Origin of the sequence: Timonella senegalensis JC301, assembly GCF_000312125.1 — a bacterium.
Lineage (GTDB): Bacteria > Actinomycetota > Actinomycetes > Actinomycetales > Cellulomonadaceae > Timonella > Timonella senegalensis.
This window is the reverse complement of the sequence record NZ_HE978642.1, coordinates 205,708-229,936: the sequence shown is the minus strand read 5'-3', so window position 1 is coordinate 229,936 and position 24,229 is coordinate 205,708. Positions and strand designations below refer to the sequence as shown.

Sequence of the window (24,229 nt, the reverse complement as noted above, 5' to 3'; positions counted from 1 at the left end):
CATGCCCGGTCTTCGTGTGCAAGTAACCAAGTTTACCGGCTGTTGCGCGTCCCTCCTATTTTTTGCTGCTTCTTCGCCTGCGAATCCCCGCCGGGCCAACCCCAGCGGCAGGTGGGCGGCGCTGGGCGCCTCTCTATCGTCGTTAATTTGATTCCCGACGATTCACGTGTGCCCAGCACCTTGCTGGGGTGACTGGTGGTGGGGTTGGGGCGCGGCCTGCGGCCGGTTTGATCCGGTTGGGGAGCCCGCGGGGCGGGCGGGTCGGAAGCGTGGGGTTCGACACAGTACGGGTCAGCACTTTGACAGCACGGCAAATCCTTATTGATAATGGATCTCATGAACAATTGGAAACGTGTCCTGACATCCGGAGCGGCGATCATCGCGATAGCGATGGGTGCAAGCGCGTGCAGCGCACAACCCGAAACGCAGGACGACAGGCTCCAAGTGCTCGCTGCCTTCTACCCACTGCAGTTCGTGTCCGAACGAGTGGGCGGCGATCTGGTCACAGTGTCATCTCTGACCCCGCAGGGCGCCGAACCGCACGATCTGGAACTGGCGCCGGCACACACCCGCAAAATCTCGACCGCCGATCTGGTGGTCTACCAGTCCGGCTTCCAGGCAGCGGTCGACAGCGCCATCGAGGCGCGCGACCCCGAGCACGTCTACGACGCCGGGCCACTCGCGGACTTGGACTCGACGCACTCACATGAGGGCGAGACCGCCGAAGAACACGCGGAACACGCAGACGAGCACTCGCACGAGGGCGAGACCGCCGAAGAACACGCGGAACACGCAGACGAGCCAGCGGATGTGGCGGGGGTTGCCCCTCAGGCAGGCGATCACGACGGCCACAACCACGGCGCCTTGGACCCACACTTCTGGCTTGACCCGACCCTTCTGATCGAGGCAGCCAACGGCATTGCAACTGAACTCGCCGCCATCGATCCCACCAATGCCGAGAAATTCCATGCCAACGCACGCGCGCTGTCCACTGAACTGACTGAGCTGGACCACGACTTCACAGCGGTTCTCAGGACCTGCACCCAGCGCTCCATCGTGGTCTCCCATGAGGCGTTCGGATACCTGGCGCACCGCTACGACTTTGAGCAGATCGGAATCTCCGGTATCGATCCAGAAGCCGAGCCGAGCCCGGCCGCACTTCGCGCGATCAAGCAGGAAATCGAGGCCCGCGGCATCACCACAATCTTCTTCGAGGCGCTCAGCAGCCCTAAGGTTGTTCAGACCCTCGCCAAGGACCTCGGCATCACTGCGCAAATGCTCGACCCCATTGAGGGACTCCGCGATCCTGCGCAAGACTACTTCAGCGTCCAACGCGCAAATCTCACCGCCCTCCAAGCAGGAATGGACTGCTCATGAGCACCGACACCATCCTTCAAGCAACGGATCTACACGTCACCCTCGGGGCGAGCCACATCCTTCGCGGCATTAACCTGAGCATCAACACGGGTGAGGTTGTGGCCATCCTCGGCGCGAACGGCTCCGGAAAGTCAACGCTTATTCGTGCACTGACGGGGATCGTGCCCGCAACTTCCGGGCAGGTTGAGGCGTTCGGCGTCCCCATGGGGAAGTTCGTGCCCTGGAAGAAGATCGGGTACGTCCCGCAGCGTGTTGCCGCAACTACGGGCATCGGCTCGACCGCCGGCGAGGTAGTTACATCCGGCCTGCTGTACGGCGGAAGGCTCCGCCTCCCCCGCGACCACAAGGCACGAGCACACGCCGCCCTAGAGCAGGTGGGCTTGGATGCCAGGTTCGACACGCCGCTGGCCAACCTCTCCGGCGGTCAGCAGCAGCGCGTGCTCATCGCCCGCGCGTTGGTGCGCGAACCGGAACTACTCGTACTCGACGAGCCAGTTGCTGGAGTGGACCGGCCAAGCCAGGTGGCGTTTGCGCAGACCCTTGCCGGGCTCGTGGAAACGGGCAAGACCATTGTGGTCGTGCTGCACGAGCTCGGGGAGTTCCGTCCTCTCATCACGCGCTCAGTAGTGGTCCGCCACGGACAGATCGTCCACGACGGCTCCGCTCCCGCTCCGACCCATGACCACTCCGGAGACGACCACGACCACGTGCACCCGCACGAAGGCTTTACTCCCGAGGGTTCCGCACTCATCCAGGAGACAGGATTCGAATCATGAACATCCTCACCGAACTTGGATACTTCTTTACAGACCCGCTGATGCAGCGCTCGCTCATTGCAGCGGTCATCGTTGGCGTGGCAGCCCCGATCATGGGTACCTACCTCGTGCAGCGCAAGCTTTCGCTGCTCGGTGATGGTATCGGCCACGTAGCTCTGACAGGAGTTGCACTGGGCTGGATCGTGGGTGCTGGGATGGGACTCGTGGAACGTGATGCGCTGGCAATCCCAGGTGCAGTGGTCGCCGCAGTGATCGGTGCAGTTGCAATCGAGTTCGTGCGCGAGCGAGGCAAGACCTCTGGAGACGTGGCGCTGGCACTGCTCTTCTACTCCGGTATCGCCGGAGGCGTTGTGCTCATCGGTTTGGCAGGTGGAACAAACGCGAACCTCATGGCCTACCTGTTCGGATCGATTTCAACTGTCACCACCCTCGACCTCTTTATGATCGCAGCCCTGGGCGTGGTCATCATTGCTGTCGGCGTAGGCATGCGGTCCCTGCTGTTCGCGATCTCGCACGACGAGGAGTTCGCGCGCGCCTCAGGACTGCCTGTGCGCGCGGCGAACATAGTCATCGCGGTAATTGCAGCATTGACCGTCACCGTGTCGATGCGCGTGGTTGGGCTGCTGCTCGTCTCCGCAATCATGATCCTTCCAGTGGCCGTGGCACAGCTCATGACCGCATCTTTTAAGACCACCATGCGTGTTGCCGTGATTGTGGGCGTGATCGTGACCGTTGGCGGTCTCATGATCACCTACTGGGTTCCGCTCTCCCCCGGGGCCACGATCGTCATGCTCGCGGTCCTCGCCTACACGCTGGTGGCGATCCTCAAGCCTCTCTTTGCCACAAAGAACGGGCGCGGGCATGACCCGCACCCGGACGTTCCAGATGACGTAGCTCTTGAAGGCGTCCAAGGGGCGCTCACTAAGGAAGGTGCATCATGCAACGAATGACCAAACAGCGCGCCGCAATCGCTGAGCTGCTGGAGTCCACGCACGATTTCAAATCCGCGCAGCAACTTCATGACCTCCTGCGCGAACGTGGAGAGACCGCGGGCCTCGCTACCGTGTATAGAACCCTGCAGAACCTCGCCGACGCTCACGAGCTCGATGTCATCCGTACGGAAGACGGCGAAATGCTCTATCGCATGTGTGAACGCACGGAGCACCACCACCACCTCGTGTGCCGTTCCTGCGGCAAAACCATCGAGATTGACGGGCCTACCGTAGAAGAGTGGGCTGCAATGGTCGGTGGAAACTTCGGTTTTAGCGACATCGAGCACACCATTGAACTGTTTGGAACGTGTCAGGAGTGCGCTTCTTAACAAGTTTCTGAGCCGGAGGAACGAGTCACAGCACCCGTGAACTTAGGCACACCTAAGTACAAATGAATCGGTTGAGAGTACGCTTGGAGAATGCCCGACTCCCTGGACAACGCACCCATCTTCTTGGTGTTCCTGTTCTTCTTTGGCATCGCCTTTGTGCGTACGCAAGCCACATACTGGCTCGCGCGCTATGTTGCGTATAAGACGATCCAAAACTCGACGTTCACCAACCCCACGATGAGACGTCTGGCGAACTGGATCAATGCCAACTCCGACGGCAAGGGAGTGCGCGCAGTCCATAAGTGGGGCGCGCTGGCCGTGTTTGGGTCATTCTTTATGTCCGGAACCAAGACCGTGATCAACACCGCCGCCGGTCTGACACGGATGTACTACCCCGTGTGGCTCGTGGCGATGACGCTCGGTTGCATCGCCCACGGCGTCATCTACGCAACGATCGGTTGGGTAGCTTGGCTGGCCGCGATCTCCGCGCTGGCTGGATCGCCGCTCGGAATCGCAGCAATCGTTCTCATTGTCCTGGCCGGTGCTGCGGCAATCGTGATTACGCGTGTCCGCATCCGCAATGGTGCAAAGCCGGCTACTGACCTGGCGGGAGTCGATGCCCAAGCACCTGTCGCCGCTGGCACTGCAGCAACCGCTGGCACTGCAGCAACCGCAACTCCCACAGAACAGGACTGCGTCCTGAACCAGGCCACACAGGCCACGATCTCCGACGCGGCTAGCGTCACCACTCCCTCAGCGTCGCAGGACGCCTGACTGGGTCTCTAAGCCTTTACCGGCTTGTCCACGGCTCCCCCGTACCGGCGGTCCCGTTGCGCATATTGCTCAACCGCGCGCCACAGTGTGCGTCGGTCAAAGTCCGGCCACAGCGTATCCAGGAACACCATCTCTGCGTAGGCCGACTGCCACAGCATGAAGTTGGAGAAGCGCTGCTCCCCCGAGCTTCGCAGGAACATGTCGACGTCCGGGAGGTCTGGCTCGTCGAGGTACTTGCCAATCGTCTTCTCCGAGACATTCTTGGGGTCGAGCTTGCCCGCAGCTACGTCCGCCGCAATTGCTGCCGCAGCGTCCGCGATCTCAGCTCTTCCGCCATAGTTGACGCACATGTTCAGAGTGCAGGTCGAGTTGTTCTTGGTGAGTTCCTCGGCTACCTCAAGTTCCTTAATGACCGATGCCCATAACTTCGGACGACGCCCGGACCAGCGCACGCGGATGCCCCACTCGTTCATGATGTCGCGGCGGCGACGCAACACGTCCTTGTTGAACCCCATCAGGAAGCGCACTTCCTCTGGCGAGCGCTTCCAGTTCTCGGTGGAGAACGCGTAAACAGACACGTGCTCGATGCCAATCTCGATGGCCCCGGCCATAACATCGAGGAGCGCCGCCTCGCCGGCCTTATGCCCTTCAGTGCGCGGCAGACCCCGCTGGTTGGCCCACCGGCCATTGCCGTCCATCACGATTGCTACGTGCTTGGGTACGAACTGCTTGGGAATGTTCGGCGCAGTCTCCCCTGACGGGTGAGGGGGTGGCGGAACGGGCAGTGGCGAGCGTGCGTTGAGCGGCATTGTGACTAGATTCCTGTGCGATCGACGAGACGAAGAGAACGGAGGGTGCGTTCCAAGTGGAACTGGCTGTAGGCGGCAACTAGGCCAGCTGCCTCGCGGCGCGTGCGCTCATCGGAGCGCAATGCCACATCCCAGTCGCCGCTGAGGAGCGCGGAGAGAAGCTCAAAGGTTGCGGGCGCTGGCGAGGCCGCGCCTGGGAGACGACAGTCCTGACACACAGCCCCACCCTGCGGGAGAGAGTACGCGCGGTGCGGACCAGGGCGTCCACACTTGGCACAGTTGTCGAACGATGGCGCGTACCCCGCAACGGCGAACGCACGCAGCAGGTACGAGTCCAGCACCAGAGGCGCCGGGCGTGATCCCTCGGACAGAGCACGCAATCCCCCGGCAAGGAGCCAGAAGTGCTGCACTGCGGGCTCGTGTTCGGCCGCAACCAATCTGTCCGCAGTCTCGAGCATGGCGGCACCAGCGGTGTACTTGGCGTAGTCCTCGCAGATCACTCGCGCGTAAGCGCCAATCGTGTCCACCTGAGTCACCATGTCCAGGTTGCGGCCCTCATTGAGCTGCACATCGATGTGCATGAAGGGCTCAAGCCTCGCGCCAAACTTTGACGAGGTACGACGAACCCCCTTTGCCACAGCGCGCACCTTTCCGCGCGTGCGGGTCAACAGGGTAATAATGCGGTCAGCCTCGCCCAACTTGTGGGTGCGCAGCACAATCGCATCGTCTCGGTAAAGCGGCATGGTTCCATTCTCTCACTCCGCCCACAGCCCTCCGATATGGGCTGGCGGTGTTCCACATCATGATTACAAGACTCAGCCCATGTCCCCTGCTATCGGATGGCGACGTTCCACATCATGATTACCGACGATCTTGGTCCCGACCCAGCGCCGCTCCCGGTCTCCCTCACTTACGCACTCAACCCCCTCTCTTTCCATCGAACGGATGATTATTCACGCGTTCGATAGGGTGGAGTGGGGGCCCGGGGGTGGGAAGGGCGGACAGCGAAGGCCCAACCCCGGTATATCCGGGGCCGGGCCTTCGCACGGTAGTAACTTCGCGCGGCAAGGGGGCGATCTCCCCCTACCTAAGCAAGCAGTACGGGAGCGGTGCTAGCGGCGGTCTTCCTGGACCTCCATGCGACCCTCACGGTTGAGTGCCGAGATGATTGCCTTAAGCGAGGCAGTCGTGATCGATGGGTCAATGCCCACACCGAACAGAACTTCGTCACCCACCTTGCACTCGACGTACGCAGCGGCGGAGGCGTCGCCACCCTCGGACAGCGCGTGCTCCGCGTAGTCCAGGACCTTTACGTCCACGCCGTGCGTGCCCAGCGCGTTGATGAATGCGGCGATCGGACCGTTTCCGGTGCCCTCCAGCTGCAACTCAACACCGTTGTCCACGAGGTCTACTTGCAGGGTGTCGGACTGACCCTCGTTCGAGGTCGCACGAGTTCCCTTGAGTGCGAACCGGCCCCACTGTTCGAGTTCCACATCCGCGGTTCCGGCAGGGAGGTACTCATCCACAAAGATGTGCCAGATGTCGTCCCCCGTGACCTCGCGACCCTCGGTGTCCGTGACGTTCTGGACCACGCGGGAGAACTCGATTTGCAGACGTCGTGGCAGATCAAGCGAGTGCTCGGTCTTGAGCAGGTATGCGATTCCACCCTTGCCGGACTGCGAGTTGACGCGAATGACTGCCTCGTAGGAGCGCCCCAAGTCCTTGGGATCGACCGGCAGGTACGGCACTGCCCACACAAGGTCGTCGATCTGCTTGCCGTCAGCCTTGGCTCGAACCTCCATCGCCTCGAGGCCCTTCTTGATCGCATCCTGGTGCGAACCGGAGAAAGCCGTGAAGACGAGGTCACCCGCGTATGGGTGGCGTTCGTGAACCGGGATCTGGTTGCAGTGCTCTACCGTGCGACGCACCGTGTCAATGTCCGAGAAGTCAATCTCCGGGTCAATACCCTGCGAGAACATGTTGAGACCCAGTGTCACGAGGTCAACGTTTCCGGTGCGCTCCCCGTTTCCAAAGAGGCAACCTTCAATGCGGTCTGCGCCGGCCTGGTAGCCCAGCTCGGCCGCAGCCACGCCGGTGCCGCGGTCGTTGTGTGGGTGAAGGGAAATGATGACCGATTCGCGGTGGTTCAGGTGGCGACCCATCCACTCGATCGAGTCGGCGTATACGTTAGGCGTTGCCATCTCGACGGTGGCTGGCAGGTTGATGATGACCGGGCGCTCAGGGGTCGGCTCGAGAACTTCAAGAACCTCGTTGCAGATGCGCACGGCAAACTCGAGCTCGGTTCCGGTGTACGACTCTGGAGAGTACTCGTAGTACACGTCGGTGTCCGGGATGGTGTCCTCGAACTTCTTGCACAGTCTCGCACCCTCGAGTGCGATGTCCACGATCCCATCCTCGTCCTTACGGAAGACAACTTCACGCTGCAGGATTGAGGTCGAGTTGTAGAGGTGGACAATCGCCTGCTTTGCACCCTTGAGCGACTCGTAGGTGCGTGCGATCAGGTGCTCACGGGACTGGGTTAGCACTTGAATGACGACGTCATCGGGGATGTGTCCACCCTCAATGAGTTCACGGACAAAGTCGAAGTCAGTTTGGGATGCCGAGGGGAAACCAACCTCGATCTCCTTGTAGCCCATCGTGACGAGGAGCTTGAACATGCGGAGCTTACGCTCGGTGTCCATCGGTTCGATGAGAGCTTGGTTGCCATCTCGAAGGTCGACAGCGCACCAGCGGGGTGCTTTGGTGATGACCTTGTCTGGCCAGGTGCGATCAGGGAGATCAACCTTGATCTGCTGTTGGAATGGGACGTACTTGTGTACGGGCATTCCAGAGGATTTTTGCGGAGACTGTGTGGCAAACATGAGAAATGAAATTCCTTTTCGGTGTACGAGGCAGATGACTTGGAAGCCGGCACACCAACCACCGCGACGAGAGACCGGCTTAGTAAGCCTCGTCGCGGCAGAGAAGAAGGAGGGTTACCCGCTCGATGCCGTACACGAAACCTACTGTACAACTTTTGCGTGGGGCCCGATGACCGATATCACAGAGCGGTCCGTTCCTCCTTGGAACTTCACCTTGCCCGGCCTCCCTTGAGTTGGCGCAGCCGTGCCCTGCGCGGGTCATCGCCGTCAGTGCGCTGAGCTGCGTTCAGGCACGCGGATCGAGACTCCAAGAACCAGCAATGGGCCGCAGACTCTTCAGTCCACGGCCCATTGAGAGCAACTTCAACGTGTCGCTTTACATGCTTCCGAGCAACTGCCCGAGCACGCCGGAGTTATCAATCCACCACTGCGTGTCAGTCAGCTTGCCTTCCTTGGCGAGTCGGTCAACGTTTGATAGAAGGATGCCACTCGCATCTGAGGAAGACTCAGAACCCGCGATGAGCCATCCACCGTCTACTTCACGCGCAATGAGTCGGACCTTGTCGAGGCCGAGTTCCTGTGCCGCGGGAATGTCCCGGATGCACATGGAGATGTTCATTCCAGCAGCGTTGACGCCAAGGCATTCCGAGCTGATGTCGACCGTTCCGGACTGGCCTTCGACCTCACCGCTGAGCTTGAGTGACTTCAACTTGAGATACGCGATGTCACCTTCCTTGCGGTCTAGCTCGAACTCAGCATCCGAGATGTCGATCTGCTTCATTCCTTCAATAATGTCACTAGCGATGTCGCCTGCGTCATCACTGCCGAGTTGGGTCGTAGCAACTCGACGTTCACCGTCGACCAACAGGCCAAGCCCACCATCGAGCTTTCCTTCCTTGAGCCCCGCAGTGAAACCGTTCACCAGGTTCGCCGCAGCTTCTTCCGGTGAGGCAGCGGGCGTAGCGGCAGGTAGTGCAGCGTAGTCTGGCTCAACACCCATCGCACGGGACTGTAGGTCATACGCAGTAACGCTTGGGCTCACGTACCAGCCTGAGTCGGACTGTGTCGCAATAAAGCCAAATCGGATTGTTTCAACGGCCTCAGTACCGTCTTTACCAAGTCCTGCTGAATCGTCGCCGAGGCCTTCGAGTCCTTCCAACCCGTCTTCCAACGCGAATGGATCGGTGAGACCGCTCAGACCGCCAAGGTCCGAGGTGAGGCTATCAGCGCTGTCGAGTGGAATCGCGTTGAGGTCCTGAGCGGTAAACGTCATGGGGAACTCTTGCTCGATCGACTCGGTGACCTCGGCCCGAATCTCATCTTCGGTAGGCTTTTCAGTTCCTGTTTCCTCGATGAGTGCACCAAAGCCGGAGTCTAGAAGCATGTTGTACGAGTCAACCGCCAGGTCGCTCACCTTAGTTGCGTCGGCGTCGAGAGTAAACTCGCCCTTCTCAACGAAAACACGCGCGTACCCTGATCCAAGATCCTCGACTGTGTACTCCACGTCCTTGGACGTCAGGTCGATGGCCTTCCAGGCGTCGGTCAGTTTGCCCTGAAGCTCGCCCTCGCTGAGCGAATCGAAGTGCGAAAGGAAGCGATCAGCGGAGTTACCCACAAGTTCGACGTCCACGGGGTCAATCGATCCGTACGCTCCGATCGAGTCGTGGGACTCAAACGACTCCACGAGTCGGGAGACTGCGGCTTCGGGGCTTTCAGCACCCTGTACCTTGTCGAGAACGAAAGTCTTGATTGCCCAACCACCTGCGCCAAGAGCCACCAAACCAGCAGCAGCACCTGCAAGGATCAGGCCCTTCTTCTTTGAGCCTTTGGTCGTCGGTTCTCCAACACCGGTATCAACTGCGTACTCTCCTCCCGCCTGAAATCCTGGCTGGCTGTAAGGCGCAACTTCCGGGTTGGGCACCGGAGGTGGCGGAACTGATCCGGGAGTGGATTGCGGCTGGTCTGACGGGTCCTGCGGGTGGGTATTCACGGGAAACCATTCCTGTAGTGAACGAGGGTAAGTATCTGAATCTATCCGATATGGCGCCTACAACAGCGGGTTGTCCACATCGGGTGAGTAGCCGAAACGCACAAACAGTGGGGAGCCGAAACGAGCGACTCCCCACTGTTGTGTGCTACGGATCAAACACGTGGGAGTGGCTACTCCCCTCCACGCGCGTGCGGCTTAACCGAGCCGCCTAGACAGCGCCTCGTTGATTGCTGGATCCCCGATCTGTCCGAGCCACTCCACGAGGGCTGGATAGGTCGACGGGTTTAGGGCAAGTGCCGGGCGAAGCTCCGGGGCGACCTCAGCGATCTTTGCGAGCGTGAGGGCTGGTGTGTTTGGGTCAAGTGCTTGAGCCTCGGTGTAACCGTGGGCTGCCGCTTGCTGGAACACTTCGGTACCGTTCTGAGCACCAGCATCGAGCGAACCGCGAGTGATTATCTGAGTCTCTTCAACGTCAGCAAGGACATCCGCCTGGACTGGCGCATACTTGGACACGGTGTGGTCATCAGGAATGTCCTGAGCCTCGGTGAACGGTGGCTCTACCTGCCCCGTCGCCGGGGTCTCGCCGTAGGCCGGCTCCACTTGCTCCGTGTGTGGCGTAGCACCGTACGGTGCCTGCGGGTGTGCCGCGGCCTCGGAAGGGCTTAGTTCTCCACGTAGATCGGCCCGACTGCTCGGCTCACCCCCATTGGGGCTGGAACCCGTAGAGCCGCTCGCCGCGGAGACTGGGTTCCCGAGGGATCCCACGTGCTCCGTCTGCGGTGAGTCGTAGGTAGCGCTTGGTGGGAGTACTCCCGTGGGAGCGTCGATCGCGTCGCTGCTGCTCAGCGTGGAGGATCGCGTTGGGACTGCCGGCGAGCTTCCTACCGGCGTTCCACCGTGGAGGGTAACTGGCGCGGATGCAACCTCGGGCCCACTCCACGTGTAGGCGGCAGGGTTTGGACCTGGCCGAGTGGCGGCGGACTGTGCAAAGTACTGACGCGTGGCCTTATTTCCGATTGCCGCGTAGGCACCAATCGCTGGCAGTCCGAGTGCCAGCAGGAGTTTGCCAAAGTCCATTCCGGAGAATGGTGAGACGCTACCAAGGACGAACCCGCCGACCAGCGAAGCTCCAAGTGCGATAACAATTGCCGGACGCGATGCGCTCGGGTCCTTCCTGAATGCTTTTAGTGCAAAGAGTGCAACCAGCCCGACGAGAGCAGCGACGACGATAACAGCGATGGAATCGCCCATGAACGAGGTCGCCTTGCGCACACGCGAGTCCATCAGGATGAGGTACGTGGCGTGCGCAACGATGAAGAGTGCTGCCACGAGCGCGATCATCCGAAGAACAATGGCAGCGAGGTCGAGCCTCTCCTCGAGTGCGGAGCTACGAGCAACCTGGCGCTTGAAAGCTGGGGAGCTCACTACTGCGGCAAACGCCGGGAAGAGGAAGCCGCCCACACCCAAGCCAAGTGCCAGCGGTGCAAGTTGCCCCGGTCCGGTGAACGCAGCCGAGCTAAAGTCCAGAACGCGGAAGCTTTCAAAGCTCCACACTCCTACTCCCTCTGTTCCGCGGGAGAAGTAGAGCGCGACAACGGCAAAGATTCCCAAACCGATGGAGAAGCTGCGCCAGGCCGCTGTGTTCTTGATGACCGTGGCAAGAGCAGGGACCACGGTGATGGCCGCACCTGCGATGAGGAGAACGGCAATCAAGATCGCAGTCTTGCCTTCCGCTACCTTATTCTCAGCAACGAACTGGTACACGAGCGATCCAAGGTACCCACCTGTAATCGCAGCCGCGGTGATTTGTGCGACTAGTCGGGCGGTGGAAGTCGCCTTGGTGTCGATGTGCTTGGGACCGAGTTCACTACTTCGAGCCTGCGCTGCTAACGCAACACCCGCTCCGGCGATCGCGATACCCGGCGCGAGCGCGATCGGCCCATCGGAGATGAGGTCCTTCACCACCGCGACCCACAGAACGTATCCAATGAACGGAATGGCGAGGATGAGGCGCATTGCGCGAGTCTTGGCGACAGTCCACGTCTTGGGTAGGAGCGAGAACCGGGCCAGGTATGGGAACAGGAGCGCCAGAGCCGCCACAAGTAGCGTGATCTTGAAGATTCCGTTGTCGCTGGCCTCTCCGATCGCACCCGACATGGTGAGTGCTAGGCAGATCAGCAGGAGCGAGACGCCATCGCGCACATAGTCACTCTCGGGGATGGTGCTGAATGACGCCTTGATCTGGTTTTCACCGCCCGGTGCGGTTTCCGGTGAGTCACTGAGTGCGGTCATGGTGTGTCCTCCAGCATGAGCTTCGGGTGGGTCGCGCTCACAAGGAGCATGACATAGCAGGTGTCTGCCGGCCCGGGCTAGAAGCCTAGGCGTTCGAGCAGTTTGGGGTCGCGTTGCCAGTCCTTGGCAACTTTGACCCGTACATCAAGATACACACGGGCTCCGAGTAGCGCTTCGATACCGGCACGGGCTTGAGTCCCCACGTGACGAAGTCGGGAACCGCCCTTTCCGATGATGATTGCCTTCTGGGAGTCACGTTCAACGTACAGCGAAACGTGCACGTCGACGAGCGGCATGCCGTCCTTCTTCTGATCTCTTTCGTTGATTTCATCCACCACAACGGCGAGGGAGTGTGGAAGTTCGTCGCGAACTCCCTCGAGCGCAGCCTCACGGATCAGCTCCGCGATCATGACGCTTTCTGGCTCGTCCGTCAGCTCACCGTCTAGGTAGAATTCACCCCCTTCAGGGAGGTGTGAGACCAGAACGTCCGACAGCGTGTCGACCTGGTAGCCACCTGTTGCAGAAACTGGAACGATATCTGCAAAGTCTAGGAGCTCGTTGACCTCGAGAAGGTGGGCTGCCATTCGTTCGCGGTCCACGAGGTCGGACTTGGTGATGACTGCAACGATGGGGGTGCGAAACTTCTTTTCGTTAATCTTGGCCAGCGTCGCGGCAATGAAGCGGTCTCCGGGGCCGATCTTCTGGTCAGCGGGGAGGCAGAAGGCGATCACGTCGACTTCACTCAGCGTGGACTGGACAAGGTCGTTGAGCCTCTCGCCCAAGAGCGTGCGCGGACGGTGCAGTCCTGGAGTGTCCACCAAGATGAGTTGCGCGTCAGGACGGTGAACGATTCCTCGGATTGTGTGACGCGTGGTCTGCGGCTTACTTGAGGCAATCGCTACCTTTTGGCCCACGAGGGCGTTGGTAAGCGTGGACTTACCGGCGTTTGGTCGTCCCACGAGGCAGGCGAACCCGGAACGGTGCACCTTTTCAGCTGCGTTCTGCTTGTCGGTCACTGTTGGTTCCTCCTGCTAATGGTGTGTCAAGGTACTGCTCAAAGTTGTGCGACGACTCGCGTGGGGTTCACGCCTGCTCGTCGCGGGCTCGGTCTTCGCCTGGATCAAGCAGGCCGAGTCGTGCCGGATCTTCCTCTACAGCGGACGGAGTGGTGTCCCGCACGATCACAGAGGAGAGTTGCTTGCGGCGCCCCGCAAACTCGTCTGCACGAATCTCAAGGCCTTGGGATACCACGTGCGCCCCGGCAAGCGGGATCTTTCCCAGTTCCTTTGCGAGTAGACCAGCAATCGTATCAACGTCCGGGTCATCGATTTCCCGGTGAAAGAGGTCCGATAGGTCATCGAGCGAAAGTCGAGCGGGGACACGGTAGGAACCGTCACCCAAGTCCTCAATACCCGGTGTAGCAGTGTCATGTTCGTCGACGAGTTCGCCCACGATCTCCTCGAGGATGTCCTCAATCGTCACGAGCCCCGCGATTCCGCCGTATTCATCCACTGCCAGGGCAATGTGCTGTGCAGTAGCCTGCATCTCGCGGAGTAGTGAATCGACAGACTTGGATTCGGGATAGAACTGGACTGGACGCATGACGTCCGCAACAGTTTTAGACTCTGGGTCGGGTGAGTTAAAGAACACTCGCGCGGTGTCCTTGAAGAACAACACGCCGAGCACCTCGTCGCTCGACTCCCCCACCACGGGAACTCTGGAGAAACCTGAGCGTACGAAGAGGTTCTGGGCCTTCCGCAACGGGTTGCCAGCCTCGATTGTGATCATGTCCGTACGCGGAACCATGACCTCACTCAGGGTCGTGTCGTGAAGCTCAAAGACCGAGCGCAGCATCGTGCGTTCCTCGTCCTCAATTACGTCTGACTCGTCCACGCGGTCCACGAGATCGCGCAGTTCCGTTTCGTCGTCCGCTTCCTGGTTTGCACGTGCCTCGCTGGTCAACTTGGTGACCCACCCCGTTGACTTCACGACCCCCCAGAGCGGCCCGGACAGCACGGACAGCACTTGAGCCGGGTGGTGTCGTCCCAGGTTTCGTGGAGAGATGCGAATAAGCACGAGCGCAACTGCCGCCGACACGACTGTGGCGATAATGACGACTAGCCACCATTCGTCGAAAATTGATGCGATGGAGACGGTAATACAGGCCGTAGCGATCATCTCAGCCACAACGCGAACGAACGCGGCGGAAGCCGCGGTCTGAGACGCGTTCTCAGCTAGAAACGAGACCCTTGAAGCCGTGGCTGGTTTCTGTTCCGCGATCTCGGCGACCGCCGCGCGGGTAACGCGCAGAACGGCGGCCTCCCCGGCGGACAGCAAAGCTGCCAGCGCGATGCCCAGCAGGGCAATAACGAGGAGGATTCCGACGGGAACGTCAACGAGCTGATTCATGACTGACGTGACGCCAAAAACGTGAGCAGCAGGTGGCGCTGCAGTGCGAACATTTCCTTCTCTTCCTCGGGCTCAGCGTGGTCGTATCCAAGCAGGTGAAGGATGCCGTGGGTAGTCAGGAGCAAAAGCTCCTCAATCGTGGAATGGCCCGCCCCCGCAGCCTGTTCGGCGGCAACGGTTGGGCAGAGCACAATGTCACCGAGTAGACCTGCAGGGGTCACCGAAGACTCAGTGCCAGGGCGCAGTTCATCCATGGGGAAGGACATGACGTCCGTTGGTCCCTCGAGGTCCATCCACTGCACGTGGAGGTCGCTCATTGCGTCAGTATCGACAAACAGGATCGAGAGCTCCGTGAGGGGGTGGATGTGCATCGCCTCGAACACGAACTTTGCGAGCAGAGCGAACTCGGATTCGTCGACCTCGTAGTCCGTCTCGTTATTTACTTCGATGCTCAACTGTTCATGCCTTTCTCAGAAACACTCCGATGGTTCGGCGTGCGTTGTGGTGCTCTCGGTGACCGGTGATCGGAAGCCGATACGTCCCACCGTGCGTAGGCCTCGATGATGTCCGAGACCAGCGAGTGTCGGACAACGTCGCTCGATGCAAGGTGGCAAAACTCGATGTCCTCTACGGAGCCAAGCACATCCTCGATGATGCGCAGGCCCGAGACGGTGCCGCTGGGTAGGTCGACCTGCGTGACGTCGCCCGTGATAACCATTTTGGAGTTCTGACCGAGCCTCGTCAGGAACATCTTCATCTGTTCCTTAGAGGTGTTCTGGGCCTCGTCCAAAATGATGAAGGCGTCGTTCAGGGTGCGTCCACGCATGTATGCGAGCGGGGCAACCTCGATCGTCCCACTCTCGGTGAGTCGGGCGATTGCCTCGGGGTCAATCATGTCCCGCAGCGCGTCATACAGGGGGCGCAGGTACGGGTCGATCTTGTCGTTCAGGGAGCCCGGGAGGAAGCCGAGCCGCTCCCCTGCCTCGACCGCAGGACGCGTCAGCACGATCCGGTTTACCTGACGGGACTGGAGTGCCTGCACGGCCTTGGCCACTGCAAGGTAGGTCTTTCCTGTTCCGGCCGGCCCAATTCCAAAGGTGATCGAGTTGGTCTCGATCGCGTCGACGTAGTGCTTCTGTCCAACTGTCTTGGGCCGCACTGCACGGCCCTTGTTGGTCAAGATATTGAGGGTCAGAACCTCGGCTGGCCGCGACGTGGTGGCCTGCGTCAGCATGCCGATGGAGCGAGTAACGATGTCCGGCGTGATCGGAGTTCCCGAATCGACCACCTCGATCAGTTCGTCGAGTAGCCGAGCGGCCAGGGCGACGTCGCCCGCGGGGCCGCGCAGGGTGATCGAGTTTCCGCGTACATGGATTTCTAGCGCTGCGAAACCTTGCTCCACTGCACGAAGTACGGAGTCCGCGGGTCCAAGGAGCATGGACATTGAGACCTCTGCCGGCACCACAATGCGATGCTCAACGTTCACCTGGTTGGACGCGTTGTGAGTGTCGTGAGATGCCATAAAAGTAAGTCTTGCTCCTAGGAAAGACGGCTGATTTACTTTGCATTTTACGTGGAAAAGGCGACCGGCTCATCCCATTTACGTTATGGGATGGAGCCGGTCTCGAGTTACTTAGGCTGGGGTCCAGCCGAGGCGCGCCCCACCGAGCACGTGACCGTGCACGTGGAACACCGACTGCCCCGCATTTGGCCCCGAGTTGAAGATGAAGCGGAACTGGCCGTCAGCATGCTCCGCAGCGACCGCGTTCGCTACCTTGACCATCTCGGCCAACAGCTTGGGATCCGACCCCGCAAGCTGAGTTACGTCCCCGTAGTGCCTGCGTGGCACAACGAGCACGTGAAGCGGTGCCTGAGGGTTGATGTCGCGGAATGCGATTACGTTCTCAGTTTCCTTGACCAGTTGGGATTCGATCTCTCCCGCAACGATCTTGCAGAAAATGCAGTCGGCCTGCGCCGGCGCAGGTGAAGATGAGTTCGTCATGGTTTTCACAGTAGCGCCTTTTCCTTGCGTCGGCCCTCAGGCGAGGCAAGTTTGGCGCACTGTGGAGACCTCAGCCCCACCGGCCAGATAGGTGTGAGAGCAACGAGAGACCCACTGGGCCGGCCGTGGAGGTCCGCAGCACGTGTGGCCCTAGGAGCCGTAGTTGAGCACCGGCGGCGGTAAAGTTCTCAACCTCACGCTCGCTCATCCCGCCCTCTGGCCCGACAACGAGCGCAATGCGGACCTTGGAGCCATCGGTGGGCACGGCCGGAAGCTCGATCTCGCCCAGTGGCGCGGTGGCGTCCTCGTGCAGGATGACAACGAGTCCACCTGCGGCGGTTGTGTCCTTGATCCAGGTAGTGAGCTGTTTGGAGTCAACGGGTTCAGCAACCGCAGGTATCTCTGAGCGGCGTGCCTGCTTGGCGGCAGCTCGAACAGTTGCCACCCATCGCGCTTGGGACTTTGCTGCGCGCGAACCTCGCCAGATAACGATGGAGCGCTCGGCTTGCCACGGCAGGACAACGTCAACGCCCACCTCGGTTGCCGCTTCGATTGCCATTTCGTCTCGGTCGCCTTTGGCGAGAGCCTGGACGAGGATGAACTCGTACGGTCCAAAGTCCTCTTGGAGAACTTCAACCACGGTCAGGAATACGTCTGACTGGTCCACGCTCTCAATCACACAGCGCAGGCGTCCGCCAGTTCCATCAACAATATCGATAGCTTCGCCCGGTTGGCGGCGCTGGACTACGCCAGCATGGCGCCCTTCGGTCCCACACAAGTGGAAGCGGTCACCGGCCTTGTAGGACGTTAGCTTCCCGCCCTCTGAGATGAAAACTGGCGCGCTCATGGTTTACCGGCCCGAGAACTTGTCTTTGAGGCGTGAGAACACTCCGCCTGAGTGGGTGGTGACTCGACCGGCTGGACGTTCCTCGTTGCGGAGCGCTGCCAGTTGGCGCAGTAGTTCGGACTGCTCCTCGTCAAGGTTGCTTGGAACGACGACCTCGATGGTGATGTTCAGGGAGCCGCGGCCGCTTCCGTGGAGGTGGCCCACGCCAAGTTCCTTGAGGGTGATGATTTGTCCGGGCTGGGTTCCAGCATGGAGGTCAACTTCGCGCATGCCGTCGAGGGTCTCAAGTTCCAGCACGGTTCCGAGTGCAGCAGCGGTCATAGGCACCTCAATGGTGCACGCAATGTCGTCGCCCTGACGAGTGAACACCGCATGGCGACGTTCCTTGATCTCGAAGTACAGGTCTCCCGCTGGTCCGCCCGCGGGGCCGACCTCCCCCTGTCCGCTCATCTTGATGCGAACACCGGTTTCGACACCCGCTGGGATCTCGATCTTGACGGTGCGGCGGCTGCGCACGCGCCCCTCACCGGAGCAGTCCGCGCATGGGTTCGGGATCGTAGTTCCGAATCCTTGGCACGCTGCACATGGTGAGGTCGTCATGACCTGACCCAGGAAGGAGCGAGCGACCCGCTGCACGGTACCGGATCCGTTACACACGGCGCAGGTCACGGGGCTCGTACCTGGTGCACAGCAGGATCCGCTACAGGTGGAGCAGACAACCGCCGTGTCCACATCCACGGACTTGGTGACGCCGAAAGCAGCTTCGGAGAGGTCAATGTCAACTCGCAGGAGCGAATCCTGGCCTCGGCGCGCACGCGGGATTGGGCCACGCTGCTGTTGTCCCCCACCGAAGAAGGTCTCAAAGATGTCTTGGAAGCCGAAGCCACCGCCCATACCGCCACCGCCGGGGCGGTTGGGTCCGATCCCATGTCGTACTGCTGGCGCTTGTCGGCGCTCGAGAGGACATCGTAGGCGCGCTGGACTTCTTTGAACTCTTCCTCAGCATCCGGACCTGCTACATCCGGGTGCAGCTTTCGGGCGAGTTTACGGTAGGCCTTCTTGATTTCGTCCGCGGATGCGTTGCGTTCGACACCGAGGGTGGCGTAGTAGTCGTTCACAAAAGTCTCTCTGGTCTCAAGCCCCGGGTGGGGCCATTCGGTGCTGTCGTCTTGCTGTCATTTTGATGGCCGGCAGGCCGGTCATCGGCGCGTTGGTGGTGCGGTGAAGGCTTAACTGGACAGGATTCTGGTCAGGTACCGCGCGACGGCTCGAACCGCCGCAATGGTTCCTGAATAGTCCATGCCTGTTGGGCCGAGGGAGCCTAGTGACCCTAGTGGCTCTCCCGCACCTCCGTACGCGGTGGTGATTACTGAGGCCTCGTGGAGACCCGCAAACTGAGTTTCGTGTCCGATACGTACGGCGACTCCTGCGGAGTCATCTGCCATTTCGGAGAGGAGTTTGAGCAGGACAACCTGTTCTTCCAGCGTCTCAAGGATGGGACGAAGGTTGAGAATTCCGGCGCCTGTTCGTGTGAGGTTTGAGGTGCCCGCAAGCACGATACGCTCGTCCGCTTCCACGGCCAGCTCGTCGATGATGCGGAGGGCAATTCGGCGCAGGAGTTCCTGACCGGTACTGGGAGAACGGTCGACGAGTCGCTCAAGTTCCAGCGCAACGTCGTGGTGCTTGCGCCCCACGACAGCAGCGTTCAGGTCGTTTTTGAACGTAGCCAGTTCGGCCTCGTCAAGCACTTCACCGGGCTCAAGGTTGATCATGCGCTGTTCCACACGGCCCGTGTCCGTGATGATGACCAGCAGGATCTTTGATTCGTGGAGTCGGACGAGTTCGAGGTGTCGAACCGTGGAGCGGCTGAGCACCGGGTATTGAACGATCGCTACCTGGCCAGTGATCTGCGCGAGTAGCCTGCCGGCCCGGTTCACTACGTCGTCGAGGTCCACCGCAGATTCGAGGAACGCCCGGATTGCGGTGCGTTCTGCGCTCGATAGCGGCTTAACCTCGGAGAGCTGGTCCACGAATACCCGGTATCCGAGGTCCGTGGGGATCCGTCCTGCAGAGGTGTGCGGTTGCGCAATGAGCCCGGCCTCTTCAAGGATTGCCATGTCGTTGCGGATCGTGGCGGAAGAGACTCCCAGCCCGTGCCGCTGTGCAATGAGCTTGGATCCGACGGGCTCTCGGTGCGCAATGTAGTCCTCAACGATCGCGCGCAGGACCTCAAGACGCCGTTGATCAGCGAGCATGTGTGGCCTCCTTCTCTGTGCGCAGTTGCTGGGTGACGCGCCAGGCAATTCTGGCACTCCATACTCCCGAGTGCCAATCTTACTCTCTCGACACCACAGTGGAACGTGATTCCTGCTACCCAGCGCGTTTTTCAGCGGGGCGCGTAGCGCGGTGGGATAACCTGCCAGCGTGAGTTCTGATCGTTACGGCTTCGATGTCCTGTCTTCTTCCTCCGCCCGCCCGCACGCCCGCCCCACCGCGTCTGACCTGCCCGCCGAACGCGGGCTCGTGGTTGAGGACGTGTCCACCGGCTTTGTTGGCGCAGTGATCCGTGTGGAAAAATCCGGCGGGATGCACATCGTTGAGCTCGAGGACCGCCACGGCAAGACTCGCTCGTTCCGTTTGGGGCCTGGCTTCTGGGTGGACGGCAAGCCCGTCAATTTGGTGCCGCCCGTTCGGGCGTCACAACCTGATTCACGACGATCGGCCTCCGGATCGGTGAAGGTTGCGAACCAGCGTGCCCGGGTTGCTCGGGGTTCCCGCATCTGGGTCGAGGGCAAGCACGACGCGGAACTCGTGGAGAAGGTGTGGGGCGATGACCTGAGGTACGAGGGTGTCGTGGTCGAGATGCTCGAGGGCGTGGACAACCTCGAGGCCGCCCTCGAGGAATTTGAACCCGAACCCGGACGGCGAGTCGGTGTACTCGTCGACCACTTGGTGCCCAACAGCAAGGAATCACGCATCGCAGATGCCGTGATCTCGCGGTTCGGTTCGGCCAACGTGCTGATCCTCGGCCACCCGTACGTGGACGTGTGGCAGGCAGTGAAGCCGGCCCGCGTGGGGCTCCAGTCCTGGCCCACGATTGAGCGCGGAACAGAGTGGAAGCTTGGAATCTTGCGCGAACTGGGCTGGCCGCACGGCGAGCAGGCTGACATAGCTCAGGGTTGGAAGCGAATTCTTGGCACGGTGCGCACGTACGCGGACCTCGAGCCGAGCCTTCTGGGCAGGGTCGAGGAACTCATCGACTTTGTCACGGCGCAGTAGTCGCGGCCGCCCAGCGGCCCCTTAGGTAGACCGCCCATGTGTTGAGTACGTGCGATTGCTGAGTACGTGCGACGCTCCCGGATCGACGATCAGCTCAGCGCGGTACGTTTGCCTTAGCTAGCGCCGACTTCACAGTCTTGGCGTAGCGCTCCCCACCTTTGATTCCAGGGTGAATGCCGTCCCTAGCCAGTTCCTTTTCGTGCTTGGCGATGGCCTTGTTCCAGTCAGCAACGTGCACGTTCTCGTACTTTTCGGCAGCCTTGGTGATCGCCTTGTTGGCGCCCTCTACCCACGATCTCTCCGCGTGGCCTGTAACGAGAATGATCTGCCGGTCACCGGCAGCCTCCCGCACAGCCTCGATTTCACTGGGGCGGACGGTTCCGTTTGTTGCGAGGGAAATGACTACGAAGTCTCGAAGTTGTCCCTTACGCTCTAGGTCCTTGACGATCTTTGGCGCTGCTGAGAACATCCGCGATTCCTCAGCGTCAACCTTGGCGCCAGGTAGCGCCTCGAGGATGCCCGGAGCCGATGCAAGGGTCACAGAGTCACCAATTATGGTGACCTTCTTGCCCGATGGCGCCTTGGGTTTAGGCGCCGGAGCCACGGGCTTGCCCTCCTCCGCGTCTTTGCCCTCCTCCGCGTCTTTGCCCTTATCGCCATGTCCATCGGCAGGGTCCTTACCTTGCGACGCTGGCCCCGCGGGCTCCTTCGACGACTCGGACTCGGCTTCCGCCGCGGCCTTATCAAGTGCAGCCTGACCCGACTGGATCGACTCGGACACGCTCGAGTTCTCAGGCTGGTGCACGAGAGCCGAGACTACCCCTACGCCCGTCAGTGCAATGGTTGCAACGAGGACAACGGCCGGGGCGAGTTTGAACACGAGATCCTTGCCGCTCAACCCCTCAGGAGGGAAGGCAGAACGCAGGACAGCAGCAGCCTGAATCGACCATCCCTTCAGGCAGTTAATCAGGCCCCGGTCCAAGATCGGCTTCTCCACGTACCTGAATGAGAGCGCGGCAAGTCCGAACGTGAGTGCAACACTAACTGCGAACGTTCCAAGTTCGATGTCCGTGCCGGCATTCTGATCCTGCATGATCTGGGCGACAAGCACCACGAGCGGCCAATGCCACAGGTAGAGACCGTAGGAACGCTGGCCTATCCAACGAACTGGAGCGACCTCGATGCGCTGCGCATGATTCTGGTTCGAAATGAACAGCACGATCAGGACTGCGGTGGCAATGTCGACCGCAAACAGCCCACCGAGGAACGGAACAGCGGAATCAAAGGGAAGGAAGAACCCCGCCCCGACGATGACGAGGGCGCAAGAACTGGCCAGCACAATCGTCGATAATAGGCGCACTTCCCGAGCAGGGGACCCGAAGGGGCCCCACGTGAGTTTCGGCCAACGCATCTGCGCATCCGGTCGCACAACAAACGCCACAAATGCGCCGATCATCAGGCCAAACAGGTGCGTGTCAGTACCCAGGTAAACGCGGGAGGCGTCCGCGGTGGAGGCGAACATGGAGATCATGAGCGCGAGTGAAGCGAGCGCGGCAACAATCGAGACCGCGGCTCCAGTGCGCATGAGGGTGCAGCGGCGCACCCCACGGCTGGCGGGGAAAGCCAGCCCCATCGCCACGAGTGGCCACAGAACGTAGAACTGCTCCTCAACTGCCAGTGACCACAGATTATTGAAGATCGCAGGGACGAGCTGGCCCGCGTACGAGCTATCGAAGGCGATGTCGAGCCAGTTGCTCGAAAACGTGAATGCCCCCACGAGTTGGCGCCCGATGTTCAGCAGCGCGTCCCCGCCCACGGCTCCGGAAACCGCCGTCACCGAGACAACCATGAGGGTCAAGGCAGGCAGGATTCTGCGGGCCCTGCGCTTCCAGAAGTTTCCGAGCGAGATCGCACCGGTACGGCCCCACTCCTGCACAAGGAGTGACGTGATGAGGAAGCCGGACAGGACAAAGAACACGTCCACGCCCACGTAGCCGCCGGGCAGCACGGAGGGCAGGAAGTGATAGATCAAGACCATCACAACGGCGATCGCACGCAATGAATCCAGCCCATGCAGGCGCGGAGCTCGGGATGGAGTGGGTGCCGGAGGCTCTTCGGATGGGAAGTCCAACCCCGGTCGTGCGGCGTCTGGCGCGTTCGACAGCGAGGACTTGTCCCCTGACCCTGGATGCGGGGCCGGCTTGGGGTTATCTAGTTCTGGACTGGTGGAAAGTGGTGTGCGAAAAAGCGAAGAAGCCATTAATCAGTCAGATCACGTACTACAGAATCGGCTAGGAGTCGCCCTCGGCGGGTCAACTTGAGCAGGCCGGCGAGCGCAGCCTTGGGTTCAACGAGCCCGTTGGCCATGTGCCCGGCAACCCGGGTGCGCGCGGACGACGACAACACGCTCAACGGTAGGCCTTCAGCGAGACGGACTCCAAGCATGACGCGCTCAAGCTGCGCTTCCGCGGCAGTCAACCTCTCGCGTCCGGCGGCCGGGGACTCACCGCGTTCGAGCATTGCAGCATAGCGGATCGGATGCTTGACGTTCCACCAGCGCAATCCGGCGCTGTGTTCGTCTGAGGGTTCGTCTGCGGGGACCACCGACAGTGGCGCCGAGCCAAGGTAAGAGTGCGCGCCGGGGCCCACTCCCCACCAGTCATCGCCGCGCCAGTAGGCGAGGTTGTGGCGGCAGGCCTTGAGGTCGCCATCCACGCGCTGTGCCCAGTTGGACACCTCGTACCACTCGAACCCTGCGGCACTCAGGAGTTCGTCGGCGAGTTCGTACTTGGCCGCCTGGTCATCCTCGCTAGGCAGTGTGAGCAGTCCGCGGCGAACCTGCGTGGCCATCTTAGTTCCAGGCTCCACTACCAGCGCGTACGCCGAAACGTGGTCCACGCCGGTAGCGATCGCCGTTTCAAGGCTCAGGCGCCAATCGTCCATGGACTCCCCCGGAGTTCCATAGATGAGGTCGAGCGAGACGTCGAGTCCAGCGTCCCGTGCCCACTGGACAACGTCGGGGATGCGGCGCGGATCGTGCGTGCGCTCGAGGGTTGCAAGGACCTGCGGGACCGCGGACTGCATGCCAAAGCTCACGCGAGTGAAACCCGCATCCGCCAGGGTTTGGAGATACTCTGGGCTCACCGAGTCCGGGTTCGCCTCGGTCGTGACCTCGGCGCCCTCGGCCAGGCCCCACGCCTCCTTGATGGCACCCATCATGCGCGCAAGGTCTGCCGCCTTGAGCATGGTGGGAGTTCCGCCACCAAAGAACACGGTGTTGGCAGTGCGTTCCGGCAGTCCTGCCTCACCCATGACCTTGCGGGCAAGGGCGATTTCCTTGATCGCTGTGTCCGCGTAATTCACCTGGCTCGCACCGCCACCGAGCTCAGTGGCGGTGTAGGTGTTGAAGTCGCAGTAGCCGCAACGCACCGAGCAGAACGGGACGTGAACGTACACGCCGAATCCGCGATC

20 protein-coding genes and 1 pseudogene are annotated in these 24,229 nt (G+C 60.9%); 6 read left to right on the top strand and 15 right to left on the bottom strand.

Annotation, left to right across the window (positions count from 1 at the left end; genetic code table 11):
* Positions 1-336 precede the first annotated feature (336 nt).
* The 5 genes from HGSM_RS05545 (at position 337) to HGSM_RS05525 (ending at position 4,248) form a co-directional block, all read left to right on the top strand.
* A complete protein-coding gene (locus tag HGSM_RS05545) occupies positions 337-1,377 on the top strand; it encodes a metal ABC transporter substrate-binding protein (RefSeq protein WP_326550011.1) in 1,041 nt (346 codons plus the stop codon).
* Positions 1,374-2,153 carry a metal ABC transporter ATP-binding protein gene (locus HGSM_RS05540; RefSeq protein ID WP_019147759.1) on the top strand — a complete coding sequence of 260 codons (780 nt, stop codon included), beginning with the start codon at positions 1,374-1,376 and terminating at the stop codon, positions 2,151-2,153. Before HGSM_RS05545 ends, HGSM_RS05540 begins: the two co-directional genes overlap by 4 nt.
* The gene (locus HGSM_RS05535; RefSeq protein WP_019147758.1) at positions 2,150-3,103 is read left to right on the top strand and encodes a metal ABC transporter permease; all 954 of its coding nucleotides are present in this window, start codon (positions 2,150-2,152) and stop codon (positions 3,101-3,103) included. The genes HGSM_RS05540 and HGSM_RS05535 overlap by 4 nt, the downstream gene beginning before the upstream one ends.
* Positions 3,091-3,474: a Fur family transcriptional regulator gene (locus HGSM_RS05530; RefSeq protein WP_040594676.1), complete on the top strand. Its 384-nt coding sequence runs from the start codon at positions 3,091-3,093 to the stop codon at positions 3,472-3,474. The genes HGSM_RS05535 and HGSM_RS05530 overlap by 13 nt, the downstream gene beginning before the upstream one ends.
* A gap of 90 nt (positions 3,475-3,564) precedes the next feature.
* Complete coding sequence (locus tag HGSM_RS05525) at positions 3,565-4,248, top strand: DedA family protein (RefSeq protein WP_019147756.1); 684 nt, start codon at positions 3,565-3,567, stop codon at positions 4,246-4,248.
* An 8-nt stretch (positions 4,249-4,256) separates the two neighbouring features.
* Here the strand turns inward: HGSM_RS05525 and HGSM_RS05520 are convergent, their stop codons facing one another.
* The 13 genes and pseudogenes from HGSM_RS05520 to hrcA form a co-directional block, all read right to left on the bottom strand.
* On the bottom strand, positions 4,257-5,057 hold the full coding sequence (locus HGSM_RS05520) for an isoprenyl transferase (RefSeq protein WP_019147755.1): 801 nt from the start codon (positions 5,055-5,057) through the stop codon (positions 4,257-4,259).
* A 5-nt stretch (positions 5,058-5,062) separates the two neighbouring features.
* Positions 5,063-5,800: a DNA repair protein RecO gene (gene recO / locus HGSM_RS05515; RefSeq protein WP_019147754.1), complete on the bottom strand. Its 738-nt coding sequence runs from the start codon at positions 5,798-5,800 to the stop codon at positions 5,063-5,065.
* A 369-nt stretch (positions 5,801-6,169) separates the two neighbouring features.
* Positions 6,170-7,939 carry a 2-isopropylmalate synthase gene (leuA, locus tag HGSM_RS05510; RefSeq protein WP_019147753.1) on the bottom strand — a complete coding sequence of 590 codons (1,770 nt, stop codon included), beginning with the start codon at positions 7,937-7,939 and terminating at the stop codon, positions 6,170-6,172.
* A gap of 376 nt (positions 7,940-8,315) precedes the next feature.
* Entirely contained in the window at positions 8,316-9,929 is a 1,614-nt protein-coding gene (locus HGSM_RS05505; protein ID WP_019147752.1) for a hypothetical protein, read from the bottom strand.
* Positions 9,930-10,124: 195 nt separating this feature from the next.
* On the bottom strand, positions 10,125-12,221 hold the full coding sequence (locus tag HGSM_RS13655) for a DUF7937 domain-containing protein (protein ID WP_019147751.1): 2,097 nt from the start codon (positions 12,219-12,221) through the stop codon (positions 10,125-10,127).
* 77 nt (positions 12,222-12,298) lie between these two features.
* Positions 12,299-13,237: a GTPase Era gene (gene era, locus HGSM_RS05495; protein ID WP_019147750.1), complete on the bottom strand. Its 939-nt coding sequence runs from the start codon at positions 13,235-13,237 to the stop codon at positions 12,299-12,301.
* Between the two features lie 67 nt (positions 13,238-13,304).
* Positions 13,305-14,630 (bottom strand): hemolysin family protein, encoded by a 1,326-nt coding sequence (locus HGSM_RS05490; protein ID WP_019147749.1) that lies wholly within the window; start codon positions 14,628-14,630, stop codon positions 13,305-13,307.
* Entirely contained in the window at positions 14,627-15,085 is a 459-nt protein-coding gene (gene ybeY / locus HGSM_RS05485; protein ID WP_019147748.1) for an rRNA maturation RNase YbeY, read from the bottom strand. The genes HGSM_RS05490 and ybeY overlap by 4 nt, the downstream gene beginning before the upstream one ends.
* Positions 15,082-16,152 (bottom strand): PhoH family protein, encoded by a 1,071-nt coding sequence (locus tag HGSM_RS05480; RefSeq protein ID WP_019147747.1) that lies wholly within the window; start codon positions 16,150-16,152, stop codon positions 15,082-15,084. The genes ybeY and HGSM_RS05480 overlap by 4 nt, the downstream gene beginning before the upstream one ends.
* 111 nt (positions 16,153-16,263) lie before the next feature.
* Positions 16,264-16,632 (bottom strand): histidine triad nucleotide-binding protein, encoded by a 369-nt coding sequence (locus HGSM_RS05475; RefSeq protein WP_019147746.1) that lies wholly within the window; start codon positions 16,630-16,632, stop codon positions 16,264-16,266.
* A 70-nt stretch (positions 16,633-16,702) separates the two neighbouring features.
* A complete protein-coding gene (locus HGSM_RS05470) occupies positions 16,703-17,479 on the bottom strand; it encodes a 16S rRNA (uracil(1498)-N(3))-methyltransferase (protein ID WP_019147745.1) in 777 nt (258 codons plus the stop codon).
* Positions 17,480-17,482: 3 nt separating this feature from the next.
* Positions 17,483-18,597 (bottom strand): annotated as a pseudogene (gene dnaJ, locus HGSM_RS05465) (molecular chaperone DnaJ).
* A gap of 111 nt (positions 18,598-18,708) precedes the next feature.
* The gene (hrcA, locus tag HGSM_RS05460; protein ID WP_019147743.1) at positions 18,709-19,734 is read right to left on the bottom strand and encodes a heat-inducible transcriptional repressor HrcA; all 1,026 of its coding nucleotides are present in this window, start codon (positions 19,732-19,734) and stop codon (positions 18,709-18,711) included.
* A 169-nt stretch (positions 19,735-19,903) separates the two neighbouring features.
* Between hrcA and HGSM_RS05455 the strand changes: the two genes are divergently transcribed.
* Positions 19,904-20,758 carry a DUF3097 domain-containing protein gene (locus tag HGSM_RS05455; protein WP_019147742.1) on the top strand — a complete coding sequence of 285 codons (855 nt, stop codon included), beginning with the start codon at positions 19,904-19,906 and terminating at the stop codon, positions 20,756-20,758.
* Between the two features lie 94 nt (positions 20,759-20,852).
* Here HGSM_RS05455 and HGSM_RS05450 read toward each other — a convergent pair whose 3' ends face one another.
* On the bottom strand, positions 20,853-23,018 hold the full coding sequence (locus HGSM_RS05450; RefSeq protein WP_081581349.1) for an acyltransferase family protein: 2,166 nt from the start codon (positions 23,016-23,018) through the stop codon (positions 20,853-20,855).
* Positions 23,018-24,229, bottom strand: a 1,212-nt coding sequence (gene hemW, locus HGSM_RS05445) for a radical SAM family heme chaperone HemW (RefSeq protein WP_019147740.1), incomplete at its 5' end; no start/stop codon positions are given. The genes hemW and HGSM_RS05450, both read right to left, overlap by 1 nt.

Excerpts from the sequence above, each read along its gene's own strand:
- HGSM_RS13655 (WP_019147751.1), bottom strand. The coding sequence starts at position 12,221 with ATGACCGCACTCAGTGACTCACCGGAAACCGCACCGGGCGGTGAAAAC.
- HGSM_RS05525 (WP_019147756.1), top strand. The coding sequence starts at position 3,565 with ATGCCCGACTCCCTGGACAACGCACCCATCTTCTTGGTGTTCCTGTTC.
- leuA (WP_019147753.1), bottom strand. The coding sequence starts at position 7,939 with ATGTTTGCCACACAGTCTCCGCAAAAATCCTCTGGAATGCCCGTACAC.
- HGSM_RS05535 (WP_019147758.1), top strand. The coding sequence starts at position 2,150 with ATGAACATCCTCACCGAACTTGGATACTTCTTTACAGACCCGCTGATG.
- HGSM_RS05530 (WP_040594676.1), top strand. The coding sequence starts at position 3,091 with ATGCAACGAATGACCAAACAGCGCGCCGCAATCGCTGAGCTGCTGGAG.
- HGSM_RS05520 (WP_019147755.1), bottom strand. The coding sequence starts at position 5,057 with ATGCCGCTCAACGCACGCTCGCCACTGCCCGTTCCGCCACCCCCTCAC.
- HGSM_RS05475 (WP_019147746.1), bottom strand. The coding sequence starts at position 16,632 with ATGACGAACTCATCTTCACCTGCGCCGGCGCAGGCCGACTGCATTTTC.
- HGSM_RS05480 (WP_019147747.1), bottom strand. The coding sequence starts at position 16,152 with ATGGCATCTCACGACACTCACAACGCGTCCAACCAGGTGAACGTTGAG.
- recO (WP_019147754.1), bottom strand. The coding sequence starts at position 5,800 with ATGCCGCTTTACCGAGACGATGCGATTGTGCTGCGCACCCACAAGTTG.
- HGSM_RS05450 (WP_081581349.1), bottom strand. The coding sequence starts at position 23,018 with ATGGCTTCTTCGCTTTTTCGCACACCACTTTCCACCAGTCCAGAACTA.
- HGSM_RS05545 (WP_326550011.1), top strand. The coding sequence starts at position 337 with ATGAACAATTGGAAACGTGTCCTGACATCCGGAGCGGCGATCATCGCG.
- HGSM_RS05540 (WP_019147759.1), top strand. The coding sequence starts at position 1,374 with ATGAGCACCGACACCATCCTTCAAGCAACGGATCTACACGTCACCCTC.
- HGSM_RS05470 (WP_019147745.1), bottom strand. The coding sequence starts at position 17,479 with ATGAGCGCGCCAGTTTTCATCTCAGAGGGCGGGAAGCTAACGTCCTAC.
- hrcA (WP_019147743.1), bottom strand. The coding sequence starts at position 19,734 with ATGCTCGCTGATCAACGGCGTCTTGAGGTCCTGCGCGCGATCGTTGAG.
- HGSM_RS05490 (WP_019147749.1), bottom strand. The coding sequence starts at position 14,630 with ATGAATCAGCTCGTTGACGTTCCCGTCGGAATCCTCCTCGTTATTGCC.